The sequence below is a fragment of the Burkholderia anthina genome (assembly GCF_902498995.1).
In the GTDB taxonomy this organism is placed as follows: domain Bacteria; phylum Pseudomonadota; class Gammaproteobacteria; order Burkholderiales; family Burkholderiaceae; genus Burkholderia; species Burkholderia anthina.
Map to the genome: position 1 here is coordinate 114,105 of NZ_CABVLY010000016.1, position 13,836 is coordinate 127,940.

13 protein-coding genes are annotated in these 13,836 nt (G+C 67.2%); 9 read left to right on the plus strand and 4 right to left on the minus strand.

Annotated features, from left to right (window positions below; genetic code table 11):
• The first annotated feature begins 10 nt into the window (after positions 1-10).
• The 5 genes from tgt (at position 11) to BME24068_RS20660 (ending at position 6,576) form a co-directional block, all read left to right on the plus strand.
• Positions 11-1,198, plus strand: coding sequence for a tRNA guanosine(34) transglycosylase Tgt (tgt, locus tag BME24068_RS20640; RefSeq protein ID WP_174927203.1), 1,188 nt, complete (start codon positions 11-13; stop codon positions 1,196-1,198).
• A 240-nt stretch (positions 1,199-1,438) separates the two neighbouring features.
• Positions 1,439-1,762 (plus strand): preprotein translocase subunit YajC, encoded by a 324-nt coding sequence (gene yajC, locus BME24068_RS20645; RefSeq protein ID WP_006476868.1) that lies wholly within the window; start codon positions 1,439-1,441, stop codon positions 1,760-1,762.
• Between the two features lie 106 nt (positions 1,763-1,868).
• A complete protein-coding gene (gene secD, locus BME24068_RS20650; RefSeq protein WP_096505087.1) occupies positions 1,869-3,890 on the plus strand; it encodes a protein translocase subunit SecD in 2,022 nt (673 codons plus the stop codon).
• 18 nt (positions 3,891-3,908) lie between these two features.
• A complete protein-coding gene (secF, locus tag BME24068_RS20655; RefSeq protein WP_096505089.1) occupies positions 3,909-4,859 on the plus strand; it encodes a protein translocase subunit SecF in 951 nt (316 codons plus the stop codon).
• Between the two features lie 163 nt (positions 4,860-5,022).
• Complete coding sequence (locus BME24068_RS20660) at positions 5,023-6,576, plus strand: S41 family peptidase (RefSeq protein ID WP_174927204.1); 1,554 nt, start codon at positions 5,023-5,025, stop codon at positions 6,574-6,576.
• A 19-nt stretch (positions 6,577-6,595) separates the two neighbouring features.
• Here BME24068_RS20660 and BME24068_RS20665 read toward each other — a convergent pair whose 3' ends face one another.
• From BME24068_RS20665 to BME24068_RS20680, 4 genes are all read right to left on the minus strand, one after another.
• Positions 6,596-7,873 carry an MFS transporter gene (locus BME24068_RS20665; protein WP_174927205.1) on the minus strand — a complete coding sequence of 426 codons (1,278 nt, stop codon included), beginning with the start codon at positions 7,871-7,873 and terminating at the stop codon, positions 6,596-6,598.
• 182 nt (positions 7,874-8,055) lie between these two features.
• On the minus strand, positions 8,056-8,637 hold the full coding sequence (locus tag BME24068_RS20670; RefSeq protein ID WP_096505093.1) for a YceI family protein: 582 nt from the start codon (positions 8,635-8,637) through the stop codon (positions 8,056-8,058).
• A gap of 64 nt (positions 8,638-8,701) precedes the next feature.
• Complete coding sequence (locus tag BME24068_RS20675; protein WP_174927206.1) at positions 8,702-9,262, minus strand: YceI family protein; 561 nt, start codon at positions 9,260-9,262, stop codon at positions 8,702-8,704.
• An 8-nt stretch (positions 9,263-9,270) separates the two neighbouring features.
• Positions 9,271-9,831 carry a cytochrome b gene (locus BME24068_RS20680; RefSeq protein WP_174927207.1) on the minus strand — a complete coding sequence of 187 codons (561 nt, stop codon included), beginning with the start codon at positions 9,829-9,831 and terminating at the stop codon, positions 9,271-9,273.
• A gap of 259 nt (positions 9,832-10,090) precedes the next feature.
• On the opposite strand from BME24068_RS20680, the gene BME24068_RS20685 reads away from it, so the two are divergent.
• Genes BME24068_RS20685 through BME24068_RS20700 form a run of 4 tightly spaced genes read left to right on the plus strand, consistent with a single transcriptional unit; the run spans position 10,091 to position 13,707 of the window.
• The gene (locus BME24068_RS20685; protein WP_096505099.1) at positions 10,091-10,756 is read left to right on the plus strand and encodes a paraquat-inducible protein A; all 666 of its coding nucleotides are present in this window, start codon (positions 10,091-10,093) and stop codon (positions 10,754-10,756) included.
• On the plus strand, positions 10,753-11,382 hold the full coding sequence (locus BME24068_RS20690) for a paraquat-inducible protein A (RefSeq protein ID WP_096505101.1): 630 nt from the start codon (positions 10,753-10,755) through the stop codon (positions 11,380-11,382). The genes BME24068_RS20685 and BME24068_RS20690 overlap by 4 nt, the downstream gene beginning before the upstream one ends.
• Positions 11,375-12,994: a PqiB family protein gene (locus BME24068_RS20695; protein WP_096505103.1), complete on the plus strand. Its 1,620-nt coding sequence runs from the start codon at positions 11,375-11,377 to the stop codon at positions 12,992-12,994. The genes BME24068_RS20690 and BME24068_RS20695 overlap by 8 nt, the downstream gene beginning before the upstream one ends.
• Positions 12,991-13,707: a PqiC family protein gene (locus BME24068_RS20700; protein ID WP_174927208.1), complete on the plus strand. Its 717-nt coding sequence runs from the start codon at positions 12,991-12,993 to the stop codon at positions 13,705-13,707. Before BME24068_RS20695 ends, BME24068_RS20700 begins: the two co-directional genes overlap by 4 nt.
• Positions 13,708-13,836 lie beyond the last annotated feature (129 nt).

Here is a 13,836-nt window from a genome sequence, read left to right on the forward strand (position 1 = left end):
GAATGACGCGATGACCGAAGGCTCATCCCACGATACGCACGCCCCCGTGCAGGACCGCCCCGCCAACGGGCTCGAATTCGAACTGCTGACGACCGACGGCCATTCGCGCCGCGGCCGCGTGAAGCTCAACCACGGCGTGGTCGAAACGCCGATCTTCATGCCGGTCGGCACGTACGGCACCGTGAAGGCGATCCAGCCGCGCGAGCTGCACGAGATCAAGGCCCAGATCATCCTCGGCAACACGTTCCACCTGTGGCTGCGCCCGGGCCTCGACACGATCGATGCGCACGGCGGGCTGCATGGCTTCATGGGCTGGAACAAGCCGATCCTGACCGACTCGGGCGGCTTCCAGGTGTTCTCGCTCGGCGACCTGCGCAAGATCACCGAGGACGGCGTCACGTTCGCATCGCCGATCAACGGCGACAAGCTGTTCCTGTCGCCGGAAGTGTCGATGCAGATCCAGAAGGTGCTGAACTCCGACATCGTGATGCAGTTCGACGAATGCACGCCGTACGCCACCAACGGCGTGCCGACGACGCACAAGGAAGCGGCCGACTCGATGCGCATGTCGCTGCGCTGGGCGAAGCGCTCGCTCGACGAGTTCGACCGGCTCGGCAACCCGAACGCGCTGTTCGGGATCGTCCAGGGCGGGATGTTCGAGGACCTGCGCGACGAATCGCTCGCGGGCCTGTCGGAACTCGGCTTCCACGGCCTCGCGATCGGCGGGCTGTCGGTCGGCGAGCCGAAGGAAGACATGATGCGCGTGCTGCGGCACGTCGGCCCGAAGCTGCCGGCCAACAAGCCGCACTACCTGATGGGCGTCGGCACGCCGGAAGACCTGGTCGAGGGCGTCGCGAACGGCGTCGACATGTTCGACTGCGTGATGCCGACCCGCAATGCGCGCAACGGCTGGCTGTTCACGCGCTTCGGCGACGTGAAGATCCGCAACGCGACGCACAAGAACTCGCTGAAGCCGCTCGATTCCACCTGCACGTGCTACACGTGCCAGAACTTCTCGCGCGGCTACCTGCACCACCTGCACCGCGTCGGCGAAATCCTGGGCGCGCAGCTGAACACGATCCACAACCTGCACTACTACCTGCAGCTGATGAGCGACATGCGCGACGCGATCGAAACCCACACGTTCGACGCGTTCCGCCAGCGCTTCGCGGAGGATCGCGCAAGAGGGGTCGACTGACGGGCCGGCTGCCCGCGGCTCGCGCGGCGGTCCGCCACATAGGACGCGTACTAAATAATGCGTTCCACGTGCCGGTCACGACCGCCAAATATTACAATTGCCTTTCCAAACGCGTCGCGACGGTGCCGGTTCGCGCTTTAACAGCTTGATCCGAAAGCGCATTTGCCACGCCGTTTGCACATGGGGCCGGTGGTAGAATAACCGGCTTATTTTTCGATCTTCCCCTACGGAGAGACCAACGTGCCGTTCATTTCCAATGCCTTCGCGCAAGGTGCCGGTGGCGCCGAATCGAGCCTGATGAGCTTCCTGCCGCTCATCCTGATGTTCGCGGTGCTGTACTTCATCATGATTCGTCCGCAGATGAAGCGCCAGAAGGAACACCGCAACATGCTCGCGGCCATGGCGAAGGGCGACGAAGTCGTCACGAGCGGCGGCCTCGTCGGCAAGGTGACGAAGGTCACCGAAGGCTACATCGGCGTCGAAATCGCCGAAGGCACCGAAATCACCGTGCAGAAGGCTGCCGTCACGACCATTCTGCCGAAGGGCACGATCAAGTCGCTGTAAGGCTTTCACCGAGCGTCCGGCTCCCCGCGCCGTGTCTGCCTGAGAGAGCAGGCCGCCGCGGCGCCGGACGCGACGCTTTCACGCCAACCACCCGTTCGGCCCCCTCATGAATCGTTACCCACTCTGGAAATATGTCGTGATGGTCGTGGCGCTCGCCATCGGCTTTCTGTACACATTGCCCAACTTCTTCGGCGAAGCGCCGGCGGTGCAGGTGTCGAGCGGCAAGGCCACGGTCAAGCTCGACTCGACCACGCTGACCCAGGTCGAATCCGCGCTCGCGTCCGGGCAGATCAAGCCGGACGACATCACCTTCGAGAACACCGCGTCCAACGCGAACATCCGCGTGCGCGTGAAGGACACCGATACGCAGATGCGCGTCAAGGATCTGCTGCAGAAAGCGCTGAACGCCGACCCGAACGATCCGCAGTACGTCGTCGCACTGAACCTGCAGAGCGCGTCGCCGCGCTGGCTGACCGCACTGCACGCGCTGCCGATGTATCTCGGCCTCGACCTGCGCGGCGGTGTGCACTTCCTGCTCCAGGTCGACATGACGGGCGCGCTCACGAAGAAGCTCGACTCCGACGCGTCCGACGCCCGCACGCTGCTGCGTGACAAGAACATCCGCGACGGCGGCGTGAGCCGCGTCGACCAGTCCGTCGTCGTCAACTTCAGCGACCCGCAAACGGCCGACGACGCCCGCAAGGTGCTCGCCGCATCGGTCACCGAACTCCAATGGGCGACGCAGCCCGGCGGCGGCGGCACGCAAGTCGTCGGCACGTTCACGCCGGCCGTGCAGAAAGCCGTCGAAGACGCCGCGCTCAAGCAGAACCTGACGACGCTCCACAACCGCGTGAACGAACTCGGCGTGTCCGAGCCGATCCTGCAGCAGCAAGGCAACGACCGCATCGTCGTCGAACTGCCGGGCGTGCAGGACACCGCGAAGGCGAAGGACATCATCGGCCGTACGGCCACGCTCGAAGCGCGTCTCGCCGACCCGCTCAACACCCACCCGAACCCGAACGACCCGGTGCCGCCGGGCGACGAGCTGTTCACGCAGGGCAACCAGGTGCCCGTGCTGCTGAAGAAGGACGTGATCTTCACCGGCGACCGCATCATCGATGCGTCGGCCGGCTTCGACGAACACCAGCGTCCGTCGGTCAACATCCGCCTCGACTCGGCCGGCGGCCGCGCCGTGCGCTCGGTGTCGCGCGACAACATCGGCAAGCCGATGGCGATGGTGCTGTTCGAGAAGGGCAAGGGCGAAGTGCTGACGGTCGCGACGATCCAGTCGGAACTCGGCGACCGCTTCCAGATCACGGGCCAGCCGACGCCGCAGGCCGCCGCCGACCTCGCGCTGCTGCTGCGCGCCGGTTCGCTCGCCGCGCCGATGGACATCATCGAGGAACGCACGATCGGCCCGAGCCTCGGCGCGGACAACATCAAGATGGGCGTCCACTCGGTGATCTGGGGCTTCTGCGCGATCGCCGTGTTCATGATCGCGTACTACATGCTGTTCGGCGTGGTTTCGGTGATCGGCCTGTCGGTGAACCTGCTGCTGCTCGTCGCGGTGCTGTCGCTGATGCAGGCGACGCTGACGCTGCCGGGTATCGCGGCAATCGCGCTCGCGCTCGGTATGGCGATCGACTCGAACGTGCTGATCAACGAGCGCGTGCGTGAGGAACTGCGCGCGGGCCAGCCGCCGCAGCTCGCGATCCAGGCCGGCTACGCGCATGCGTGGGCGACGATTCTCGACTCGAACGTCACGACGCTGATCGCCGGCCTCGCGCTGCTCGCATTCGGCTCGGGCCCGGTTCGCGCGTTCGCGATCGTGCACTGCCTCGGCATCCTGACGTCGATGTTCTCCGCCGTGTTCTTCTCGCGCGGGATCATCAACCTCTGGTACGGCGGCCGCAAGAAGCTGAAGTCGCTCGCGATCGGCCAGGTGTGGAAGCCGGAAGGCGCCGCCGCCGGCGCATCGTTCGCCGCGGCGGACGAATCGACCGACACGGCACGCGCCGCGAAGCTCGCCGCTCCGGCGAAGGGCAACGCGCCGCGCGCCGGCAAGCCGCAGCTGCGCAACCGTGCGCAGCAAGGCGTGTCGCCGAAGAAACCGGGCTCGACCCAATAAGGCCCCGGAGAACAAGCCATGGAATTTTTCCGCATCCGTAAAGACATTCCGTTCATGCGGCACGCGCTGGTGTTCAACGTGATCTCGCTGGTCACGTTCCTCGCCGCCGTGTTCTTCCTGTTCCACCGCGGGCTGCACCTGTCCGTCGAATTCACCGGCGGTACGGTGATCGAGGTGCAGTACCCGCAGGCCGCGCAGCTCGAACCCGTGCGCGATACGCTCGGCAAGCTCGGCTACGCCGATGCGCAGGTGCAGAGCTTCGGCACGTCGCGCAACGTGCTGATCCGCCTGCAGCTGAAGCAGGGCCTCACGTCCGCGCAGCAGAGCGACCAGGTGATGAGCGCGCTGAAGGCGCAGAGCCCGGACGTCACGTTGCAGCGCGTCGAGTTCGTCGGCCCGCAGGTCGGTCGGGAACTCGCGACCGACGGCCTGCTCGCGCTCGCGTGCGTCGTGATCGGCATCGTGATCTACCTGTCGTTCCGCTTCGAATGGAAGTATGCGGTCGCCGGCGTGATCGCCAACCTGCACGACGTCGTGATCATTCTCGGCTTCTTCGCGTTCTTCCAGTGGGAGTTCTCGCTGGCGGTGCTCGCGGCGGTCCTCGCGGTGCTCGGCTACTCGGTCAACGAGTCGGTCGTCATCTTCGACCGGATCCGCGAAACGTTCCGCCGCGAACGCAAGATGAACGTGCAGGAAGTGATCAACCACGCGATCACGACCACGATGTCGCGTACGATCATCACGCACACGTCGACGGAAATGATGGTGCTGTCGATGTTCTTCTTCGGCGGCCCGACGCTGCACTACTTCGCACTCGCGCTGACGGTCGGCATCATGTTCGGTATCTACTCGTCGGTGTTCGTCGCGGGCTCGCTCGCGATGTGGCTCGGCATCAAGCGCGAAGACCTGCTCAAGGAAAAGAAGGCCGCGCACGATCCGGACGATCCGAACGCGGGCGCGCAGGTTTAAGCGCCGCGCCGTTTCGACGGATACCCGAAGGCCGGTCCCTCGCGGACCGGCCTTTTTTTCATGCGCGCGCCGCGGCCCGCTGCCCCCCGGGCGCGACGGCACGGGCCGTCGGCTACAATCGCATGAGCCTCCCGCCCCGCCACCCGTCGAAGCCGCGGTCCTCATGATGCCTGCCACACGTGTCGTTCGTCGCATCGTCGCCTGGAGTACCGGTGCCGCCGCAGCGGCTGCGTTCGTTGCATGCGCATCGGCTGCCCGCGCGCAATCCGCGTCCGCACCCGCCGCCGCCCTGCCTCCCGCTTCCCCGCCTGCTGCCGCGTCGCAACCGTCGCCCTGCCCGCCCGACTGGGAACCGCAGCTCTGCGAACTGAAAGCCGCCGTCGAGGTGCTGAAGAAGCAGCACCTGACCGACGTCGACATCGGCGCGTTGCTCGACGCCACCGTGCACGACGGGATCAAGACGCTGCCGTACGCGCGCTTCTTCAACGCCGAGGAGCACCGGCAACAGCGCGAAGACGAGCGCCGCGCGCGCGACGGCACGCCGGGCATCGGCATCGTGTTCGAGACGCGGCCCGACGGACTGCACATCATCGACGTGATCCCCGATGCGCCCGCCGAGCAGGCCGGCGTGCGGCCCGACGATCTCGTCGTCGCGATGAACGGCCGAAGCGTGGTCGGCATCGACAGCAGCGAAGTCGTGAAGCTCGCGAAGGGCGACGCGGGCGTGCCGCTGACGCTCACGGTCCGGCGCGGCCCGGACGCTGCCACGCTGACCTTCGCGCCGGTGCGCGCGATCGTCAGGCCGCATCCGGCGACCGCGAAGCGGCTCGACGGCGATATCCTCTATACGCGGCTGTCGAGCTTCCCGGAGCCCGCGGTCGGCAGCTACATCGACGCAGTGCAGGCCGCGCGCCGCGCGGGGCCGCCGGTGAAAGGCGTGATCCTCGACCTGCGCATCAACGGCGGCGGCGCGCTGAATGCGGCGATCGGCATCACCGCGCTGTTCGCCGGACGCGACCGCACCGCGATGGTGACGCTCGAACGCGACGGGACGAAACGCCGCCGCTTCACGACCAACTGGCCCGACTACGAGCTGCCGGTAATGCACGGCCAGGATCCGCTCGCGCCGCTGCAGGCCGACGACTGGTGGCGTACCGTGCCGCTCGTCGTGCTCGTCGACGGCCAGAGCGCCTCGGCCGCCGAAGCGACCGCGGCCGCACTGAAGGATCTCGGCCGCGCGCGGCTGCTCGGGATGCCGACCTACGGGAAGGGGCTGGCGCAGACGGGCGTCGACCTGATCGACGGCACGCGGCTCAATTTCACGTTCGCGCGCAACCTGCGGCCGAACGGCTGCCCGATGGACGGCTACGGTGTCGTACCCGACTGGCTCGTGCCGCCGCGCCGCGACGCGGACGTCGACGGCGTGCTGCTGTGGTACCGGGAAGTCGATCTCGCCCGCGCGCCGTATGCGGACCGGCTGGCGCCCGATCCGTTCGCGCAGGTGCGCACGGCGCGGCAAAAGCTGCGCGACGAGCGAACGCGCGCGAAGGTCGATACGTCGAAGAGCGCGGCGCTGCCGCAGCGCGAATTCGGCACGGCCGCCGACTGGCAGTTGCGGCAGGCGCTCGCGGCACTCGCCGGCGGGCCCGTGCAGACCATCGACGCGCCCGCGCAACTGATGCCGGCGCGGCCGGTCTGCGAGCGCGGCGACGGCTGACGCGCCGCCGCGCGCCCGCTCACCGGAACCCGAACCGCCGGCGCAGCACGATCAGCGCCGCGAGGCTCAGCACGGCCGCGAACATCAGGTAGAAGCTCGGCGCGGTCTTCATCCCGGTCGCGCGGATCAGCCACGCGATGATGAACGGCCCGAAGCCGCCGAAGATCGTCACCGCGACGTTATACGCGAGCGACATCCCGGTCGTGCGCGTCTGCACCGGAAACACCTCGGACAACAAGCCCGGCAGCGCCGCGAAATAGCCGGTCATCAGGAACGCGAGCAGCACCTGCAGCGCGATCAGCGTGCCGAAGCCCGGATGCGCGACCAGATACGCGAACGCCGGATAGATCAGCACGAGAATGCCGACCGCCGGCGCGAGCATCACGCGCACGCGGCCGTAACGATCGGACCAGTGGCCGACGAGCGGCGCGAACGCCATCTGGATCACGCCGACGACGAGGATCGCCGCGAACGCGGCGGACGGCGCGAGGCCGAGCTGCTTCACGCCGTAGGTCGGCATGAACAGCACGAGATAGGTCGCGACGGTGCCGAGCACCACCACGCCCATCGCGGCGACGAGCCGCGCCTTGTGCGACGCGAACGTATCGCGCAACGGGTTCGCGGTGCTTTCGGCCGCGAGGAATTCGGGCGTCTCGTCGACCTTCGAGCGGATGTAGTACGCGACGGGCCCGAGCAGCAGCCCGAAGAAGAACGGCACGCGCCAGCCCCACGCGGCCATCTGGTCGGCCGTGAGCTGCGCGTTCAGCACAGTGCCGAAGCCGGCGGCAAGCAGCGTCGTGAGCCCCTGGCTCGCGACCTGCCAGCTCGCGAAGAAGCCGCGCCGGCCCGGCACGTGCTCGGCGAGGAACGCGGTCGCGCTGCCGAACTCGCCGCCGGCCGAGAAGCCCTGCATCAGCCGCGCGGCGACGAGGATCAACGGCGCCGCGACGCCGATCGTCCCGTAGGTCGGCAGCACCGCGATGACCAGCGTGCCGGCCATCATCAGCAAAATCGACAGCGTGAGCGCGGCCTTGCGGCCCGCGCGGTCGGCATACGCGCCGAGCACGATCGCGCCGAGCGGGCGCATGAAGAACGACACGCCGAACGTGCCGAGCGTGAGCAGCAGCGACACGGTGTCGTTGCCGGACGGGAAGAACAGCTTCGAGATCGTGACCGCGAAGAAGCCGTAGACGACGAGATCGAACCACTCGAGCGCGTTGCCGATCGACGCGGCGACCACCGCGCGCCACACGCGCGGCGACGAGGCAACGGAGCTGGATTGCGTGACGGCGTGCATCGGCGATCTCCTTGTCGTTGTATGTTCCGTGCGACGCGCCCGTTGCCGCGCCGCGAACTGTGCCGACGATTATAGGCGCGCAAAAAAAAGCCGCCGCGCTCCTTGAAAGGAAGCGCGGCGGCTGGCACGCGACGGGCCGACGAACCGAAGCACCCACGCAACGGCCGGCCCGGCCGGGCGCGTTACTGCTGCTTGATCGCTTCTGCCGTGATCAGCAGCTTCGTCTTCATCTTGAAGCCGTACTGCTTGCCGTAGTCGAGGCCGAAATCGTCGCGGCTGAATTCGCCAACCGCGTCGACGCCGCACACTTCACGCTTGAGCATCGGATGCGGCATGCACTTGAGCGAATCGATCTTCAGCGTCAGCGGCTTCGTGACGCCGTGCAGCGTCAGGTTGCCGACCACCGCCACCGGCTTGTCGCCGTCGAATTTGATCGTGCCCTTGTAGTTCGCCTGCGGGTACTTGGCCGCGTCGAAGAAGTCGGGCGTCTGCAGGTGCTCGTCGAGCTTCGCGCTGCCGGTGTGGATCGATGCGATGTCGGTCGTCACGTCGACCGTGCCGGTCTTGGCCGCGCGGTCGAGCGTCACGGTGCCGCTCGACTTGTCGAACTTGCCGCGCCAGACCGACAGGCCGCCGAAGTGGTCGGCCTCGAAGCTCGGGTACGTGTGGCTCGGATCGAACTGGTACGTCGCGCTCTCCGCGAAGGCCGAGAACGACAGCGAAGCGGCCAGCGCGCCCGCGGCGATGATCAGATGCTTTTTCAACTCTTTCTCCTTGGAACGGTGCCGCGCCCTCGCGCGGCATTCGGGTCATGCGGCACCCCGCCGCTTACTTCGTGGCGACGAGATGGAACTTGATCTGCACTTCGTCCGCGACGACCGACGTGTCCTTCCACTCGCCGGTGCCGACGTTGAACGTCGAACGCTTGATCGGCAGCACGCCGTCGAAGGTCTGCGTCGCGCCGCTCTGCGTGACGGTGACGGGCACCGTGACGGTCTCGGCCTTGCCCTTGATCGTCAGCTTGCCGGTCACGTTGTACTTGTTGCCGCCCGCCGGCGCGATCGCCGACGACACGAAGGTCGCCTGCGGATACGTCTTCGCGTCGAACCAGTCCTTGCCCGCGACCTGGTCGTTGTACATCTTGTCGCCGAGGTCGTAGCTGGCCACGTCGATCGTCATTTGCGCGCTGCCCTGCGCAGCCTTCGCCGGGTCGAACTTCACCTGCGCGGAGAATTTCTTGAACGCGCCTTCGGTCGGCACGTTCATCTGCTTCGACACGGCGGACACCTTGCTCTTCGCGAGATCGACGTCGGCGTGCGCCGCGGCCGACGCGACAAGTGACACCGCGGCGAACGCGGTCAGCATGGAGCGGGAGAAAGACACTTTCATGAGATCCTTCATTTGGCAAAGGGAAGCATTCGCGACAGCAGGCCGTCGCGGTCCAACAGCTGGTGCTTGATCGCCGCGAGCACGTGCAACGAGACGAGCGCAAGCAAAATGTAATTCAAAGACACGTGAAGTGTCTTGAAGGTTTCCTTCAGCACCGGATCGGGATCGATCAGGCGCGGCAGCGGCACGATGCCGAGGTAGACGACCGGGATGTTCGATGCCGAGCTGTACAGGTAGCCGGTGACCGGAATCACGAGCATCAGCACGTACAGCAGGATATGCACGCCGTGCGACACCGCACGCTGCCACGCCGGCGTACTGCCCGGCAGCGGCGGCGCCGCGTGCGTCGCGCGCCACAGCACGCGCACGACGGCCAGCGCGAACGCCGTCACGCCGATCCACTTGTGCCACGAGAAGTACTTCAGCTTCGTCGGCGTGAAACCGGGAATGTCCGTCATCACCCAGCCGAGCGCGAAGCCGCAGACGATCAGCAGCGCGATCAGCCAGTGCAACGCGATCGCGGTCTGCGTGTAACGTGCCGGCTTGGCCGACAGCGGATTCGATGCCATCTTGGATTCCTCAGTTGAGCGAACGGCTGCGCCGGCAAATTCGTCCGACGCTTGTCAAGGGCGCCATGCTACCGCAACCTTTTGAAGGGCGCGGACTCTGAGAACAGGCAGGTCAGCGGGCCGCCATGTTTACGCCATGTTACCGACCAGTCACCCGGTAACCGAACGTTGACACGCCGAAAAAAGCGTTTTGGTAAGATTGGCGCGGGTTCCGGCCCCGTCGACGCGTCCCCCCGCCCGTCGCACAACCGCTTCTCCCATGCAACGATACGACCTGATTGCCTGTCACGAATGCGACGCACTGTTGCATAAACCGCGTCTCACCGGCCGTGAAATCGCGCGCTGTCCGCGCTGCGACGCGCTGCTTTACCGCAACAGCGCCGCGCAACTCGAGCGCATCTGCGCACTTGCACTCGCCGCACTGATCACGTTCGTCATCGCGCAGACGTTTCCGATCCTCGAAATGGACGTGAACGGCAATCGCGTGCAGACGACGCTGATCGGCGCGATCGATTCGCTGTGGCGCCAGGACATGGCGATCGTCGGCGTGATGGTGTTCTGCTCGACCGTGCTGTTTCCGCTCGTCGAGATGGCCGCGCTGCTGTACCTGCTGCTGCCGATGCGCCGCGGCGTCGTGCCGCCCGGCTTCAATGCCGTGCTGCGCGCGATCCAGCTCGTGCGCCCGTGGGGGATGATCGAGGTGTTCATGCTCGGCATCCTCGTGACCATCGTGAAGATGGTGAGCCTCGCGCGCGTCGTGCCGGAAGCCGCGCTGTTCGCGTTCGGCGCGCTCACGCTGATGATCGCCGTCGTGCTGATGTTCGATCCGCGCACGCTGTGGGACATCGCCGACGACCTGCGCGCCGGCCGCTCGCCCGCCGCGCCCGACGATGCCGCGCCGCTGCCGGAAGCCGCCCGCCGATGACGACGCCCACCGCCGCCCGCGAGGGCTACGCCAGCTGCCATGTCTGCGGGCTCGTGCAGACGGTCGACGCACCGCACGCGCACTGCACGCGCTGCGGCGCCGCACTCCATTTCCGCACGCCGAACAGCCTGATGCGCACGTGGGCGCTGCTGCTCGCGGCCGTGATCCTGTACATTCCGGCAAACCTGCTGCCGATCATGCGCACGTCGTCGATCGTCGGTTCGCAGGAGGACACGATCATGAGCGGCGTCGTGCTGTTCTGGTCCTCGGGCGACTGGCCGCTCGCGGTCGTCGTGTTCGTCGCCAGTATCCTCGTGCCGATGCTCAAGCTCGGCGTGCTGACGATCCTCGTGATCAGCGCGCAGCGGCGTACCGCGTGGCGGCCGCTGCAGCGCACGCGGCTGTACCGGATCGTCGAGCGCATCGGCCGCTGGTCGATGCTCGACATCTTCGTCGTGACGCTCACCGTCGCGCTCGTCCATTTCCGTTCGCTCGCCGTCATCACGGCCGGCCCCGGCGCGCTCGCGTTCGGCTCGGTCGTGATCCTGACGATGCTCGCGTCGATGCAGTTCGATCCCCGCCTGATCTGGGATCCAGTCGAAACCTCAGGGAAACACCATGAATAGTCCGCAAGGCCCGCAGAACGACGCGTCCCGGCCGCCCGATCCGACGATCTCGACGAAAAGCGGCTGGCTGCCGTCGCTCGTCTGGCTCGTGCCGCTGATCGCCGCGCTGATCGGCATCGGCCTCGTGATCAAGTCCGTGCGCGAGCGCGGCCCGGAAATCTCGATCAGTTTCCACAGCGCCGAAGGACTCGAACCGGGCAAGACCCAGGTCAAGTACAAGGACGTCGAGATCGGCATGGTCAAGACGATCAAGCTGTCGAAAGACCTGTCGCGCGTGCTCGTCCAGGTGCAGCTGAAGAAGGAAGCCGAGGACTTCGCGGTCAAGGGCTCGCGCTTCTGGATCGTGCGTCCGCGCGTCGGCGCGACCGGCGTGTCGGGGCTCGGCACGCTGCTGTCGGGCGCGTACATCGGCGTCGACGCCGGCCACGGGCAGGATTCGCAGACCGACTTCACCGGCCTCGAGACACCGCCGGCCGTGACGGGCGACCAGAAGGGCACGCAGTACGTGCTGCGCGGCGATTCGCTCGGCTCGGTCGACATCGGCTCGCCGATCTACTACCGCCGCGTGCAGGTCGGCCAGGTGGTCGGCTTCTCGCTCGACAAGGACGGCACGGGCGTCACGTTCAACGTGTTCGTCAATGCGCCGTACGACCAGTACGTCGGCGTGAACTCGCGCTGGTGGCAGGCGAGCGGCGTCGACTTGCGGCTCGATTCGAGCGGGCTGAAGCTGAACACGCAGTCGCTCGCGACGGTGATCCTCGGCGGCATCGCGTTCCAGACGCCGCCGAACCAGGACAGCGGCGCCATCGCGCCGAACAACACGACGTTCCGCCTCGGCTCCGACGAGACCGACGCGATGCGCGACCCGGACGGCCAGCCGCTGCAGGTCGTGATGAACTTCAATCAGTCGCTGCGCGGGCTCGGCGTCGGTGCGCCGGTCGACTTCCGCGGCATCGTGCTCGGCGAAGTCACGAACATCGGCATCGAATTCGATCCGAAGACGAAGAACTTCCTGATGCCGGTGACGATGAACGTGTATCCGGAGCGGCTTGGCCGACGTTTCCGCGAAACGATCGAGAGCAAGGGCGAGCCGGCCCGCCGCGAGATCGTCGAGCGGCTCGTCCAGCACGGGCTGCGCGGCCAGCTGCGCACCGGCAACCTGCTGACGAGCCAGTTGTACGTCGCGCTCGACTTCTTCCCGAAGGCGCCGGCCGCCAAGATCGACGCGACGCGCCAGCCGCTCGAGCTGCCGACCGTGCCGAACACGCTCGACGAGCTGCAGCTGCAGGTCGCCGACATCGCGAAGAAGCTCGACAAGGTGCCGTTCGACCAGATCGGCGCGAACCTGAACAGCGCGCTGTCGAACGCCGACAAGCTGTTCAAGCAGCTCGACACGCAGGTCGCGCCGGAAGCGCGCGACACGCTGTCGGCCGCGAAGCAGACCTTCTCGACCGCCGAAGCGACGCTGCAGCAGGATTCGCCGCTGCAGTCCGACGTGCGCGGCGCGCTGAAGGAACTCACGCGCACGCTGCAATCGCTGAACGCGCTCGCCGACTATCTGGAGCGCCATCCCGAATCGCTGATCAAGGGCAAGCCAGGAGATCAACAATGACGACGACCCGCATGAACGCGCTCGCGAGCGGCGCGGCGGCACTCTGCGCCGCGCTCGCGCTCGCCGCATGCAGCTCGCCGCCCGCGCGGTTCTATACGCTGAGCCCGGCCGACGCCGCGGCGGCCGTACGCACCGCGCCCGCCAATCCGGCGTTCCTGATCGAGGTGCCGTCCGTCGGCGTGCCCGAACAGGTCGCGAAGAACCAGCTGGTCGTGCAGAAGAACACCGCGCAGGTCGACGTGCTCGAACAGGAGCGCTGGGCCGCGCCGCCCGCCGACGAGATCCGCCGCGCGCTGTCGGACGATCTCGCCGCGCAGCTCGGCACGATCGACGTCGCGAACGCCGCGTATCCGCCCGGCGTGCCCGTCTATCGCATCAGCGTGAACGTGCAGCGCTTCGAATCGTGGCCCGGCAAGCGGGCGGCGATCGATGCGGTGTGGAGCGTGCGTTCGCTCGCCACGCAGGCGGTGATGACGTGCCGCACGAGCGTCGCGGAACCCGTCGCCGACGGTTACGACGCGCTCGTCGCCGGCCACCGGCGCGCGCTCGACGTGATTGCATCGCAGGCCGCGGCCGGCGTGCGCGCGATGGCGGCACGGCGCGGTACGCCAACCGCATCCGGCAGCAAGACGGCCACGGCGCCCGGCGTGCCGTGCCCGGCCAACCCGACGGCCGGCAGCGACGCGGGCGCGACGGGTAAGTCCGGCGCGTAGGCGCACGACACGGACGAACGTGCGATGCGTTCGTCCGTGTGGCCGCCCGGGCCTGGCGGCGCATCCGATAACACGCATCGGCATCGCGCGGCATCCGCGGCCAGCCGCACACGCGAGCGCCCTGTTCTC

Excerpts from the sequence above, each read along its gene's own strand:
- BME24068_RS20685 (WP_096505099.1), top strand. The coding sequence starts at position 10,091 with ATGCAACGATACGACCTGATTGCCTGTCACGAATGCGACGCACTGTTG.
- BME24068_RS20680 (WP_174927207.1), bottom strand. The coding sequence starts at position 9,831 with ATGGCATCGAATCCGCTGTCGGCCAAGCCGGCACGTTACACGCAGACC.
- secF (WP_096505089.1), top strand. The coding sequence starts at position 3,909 with ATGGAATTTTTCCGCATCCGTAAAGACATTCCGTTCATGCGGCACGCG.
- BME24068_RS20695 (WP_096505103.1), top strand. The coding sequence starts at position 11,375 with ATGAATAGTCCGCAAGGCCCGCAGAACGACGCGTCCCGGCCGCCCGAT.
- BME24068_RS20660 (WP_174927204.1), top strand. The coding sequence starts at position 5,023 with ATGATGCCTGCCACACGTGTCGTTCGTCGCATCGTCGCCTGGAGTACC.
- BME24068_RS20675 (WP_174927206.1), bottom strand. The coding sequence starts at position 9,262 with ATGAAAGTGTCTTTCTCCCGCTCCATGCTGACCGCGTTCGCCGCGGTG.
- BME24068_RS20665 (WP_174927205.1), bottom strand. The coding sequence starts at position 7,873 with ATGCACGCCGTCACGCAATCCAGCTCCGTTGCCTCGTCGCCGCGCGTG.
- BME24068_RS20690 (WP_096505101.1), top strand. The coding sequence starts at position 10,753 with ATGACGACGCCCACCGCCGCCCGCGAGGGCTACGCCAGCTGCCATGTC.
- secD (WP_096505087.1), top strand. The coding sequence starts at position 1,869 with ATGAATCGTTACCCACTCTGGAAATATGTCGTGATGGTCGTGGCGCTC.
- BME24068_RS20700 (WP_174927208.1), top strand. The coding sequence starts at position 12,991 with ATGACGACGACCCGCATGAACGCGCTCGCGAGCGGCGCGGCGGCACTC.
- tgt (WP_174927203.1), top strand. The coding sequence starts at position 11 with ATGACCGAAGGCTCATCCCACGATACGCACGCCCCCGTGCAGGACCGC.